The sequence below is a fragment of the Mesobacillus sp. genome, assembly GCF_049588175.1.
In the GTDB taxonomy this organism is placed as follows: domain Bacteria; phylum Bacillota; class Bacilli; order Bacillales; family Cytobacillaceae; genus Mesobacillus.
In genome coordinates, this window is the sequence record NZ_JBAVFI010000207.1 from 1 (window position 1) to 1,676 (window position 1,676).

The window sequence follows — 1,676 nt, forward strand, 5'->3', positions numbered from 1 at the left end:
GGTAATAATCACTTCCTTGACACCTTTATTGATTAATTGATTTAAGGCATGCTTTGCATCCTCATCCACTTCAATAATTGTTCCAGTTAGAGTTGTCGCTTCCAATTCATTGAGGATTAAAACATCCATCAGCCCAAAAACTTTGTCTGAGATTTTTTTAGCTGGCGCAGCATTATAGTAAACTGCAATATTAAGCTTTTTAGCCTTTTCCATTACATACCTGGTAGTTTCCCATGTTATTTCATTTTGAACTAATACTGCCGCAGGAAGGATTGATTGTTCTAAGACCTTATCGACATCCTTATTCTTAATAAGACCATTTGCGCCTTCTGACAAAACAATATGATTTTCACCATTTTGATCTACCGTAATTAAGGCCAACCCTGAATTCGTATTCTTTTCAATGACATAGTTTAAATTCACATTATTTTCTTTTAGCGATTGCAGTAGTGTGCCTTGAAAAGCATCATTTCCGACGGCACCAAGAATATATACCTCTGCACCAGATAAAGAAGCAGCTACCGCCTGGTTCGCCCCTTTACCACCACTGCCAAATTTCACTTGCTCACTATTCAATGTTTCTCCTGGCTTCGGGAGGTTTTCTACATACGTAAATATATCCATATTTATACTTCCAACCACAAGTAGTTTCATATTTTGCATTATTAGCATCCTTTGTTTGATTTATTACAATTCCACTAATACACTCCATTCCATAGCACACCATGTTCTGTTTACTTGGCCGTATTTCTATATTTCATCTTATTTTTTTACTTTTCTTCGACCAGGCTTATTCTTTTCTTATATTTGCGTGGAAGCCTTTCTTTCACTGGCAGCATGTCTGGAAACTTTTTATGCGGTTCAAGCTGATACCAATATGCTGTACTGGAATAATCGCTCATCAGCTTATTTGCATGACCGTGCTCAATTGTTACCTTGATTGACTTCGAAAATTGGATAGGATCCTCAATGTGAAAACGGTACATGGAATTTTTTCCTCTCCATGGATTATCTTCATCACCTGAATTCAAGTGAAGTCCAAAGTATGGGGTACAAAATTCATCCTTTGGACAGAACGCGGTATTAAAATAGTCTTCTGTACCTGTTCCATGAATGGAAGGGAATTTTTCACCGTCAATGAAAATCATATCGTCGCCTTCACCGTACCAGTTGTTTTTCTCCTGAGCGAAGCAATCTATATTAAGATTACAGCCAACATAATGTCCGGTACCATCTGCTTCGAGAATAATATAGTTATCTTCACCCGTTATATTTGGCTGTTTCCAAAGCACATCGAGTAAATATTTCTGCCCCTCTGTAGTTTCCCATAGCGGTTCTTGAAGTGGCATTTCTGCTCCCCAGGTCCCAGTGGCATTTTCCCTTCGCCATTGCGCATGAAAACGGCCTAAATCGGCTTCAAGTTTTTCGTACTCTTCATAATCGATATAAAAATAGAAATTCAGTTCTGATTCACATTCATTAATGATTTCAATTTTAGCAGAAGAACCATATGGCATTGAGAAGAAGCAATTAAACCCTCTTCCGTTGTCAGGCGCCATAACTAGGGGCAAGGACCAAAAATCTTTACTCATTCCATGTCCCATACCGAAGAAATCCCCAATCGGCACCTCTACACTTGGATGTTCCTCACCATCCCAAAACATACGGATTAATAC

The 1,676-nt window shown here is 38.5% G+C and carries 2 protein-coding genes; both read right to left on the reverse strand.

Features of this window, described 5'->3' with window-relative positions; all coding sequences use genetic code 11:
* On the reverse strand, positions 1 to 663 hold a 663-nt coding region (locus WB217_RS05240), incomplete at its 3' end, for a ribokinase (RefSeq protein ID WP_423991319.1).
* Between the two features lie 107 nt (positions 664 to 770).
* Positions 771 to 1,676, reverse strand: a 906-nt coding sequence (locus WB217_RS05245; RefSeq protein WP_423991321.1) for a glycoside hydrolase family 172 protein, incomplete at its 5' end; no start/stop codon positions are given.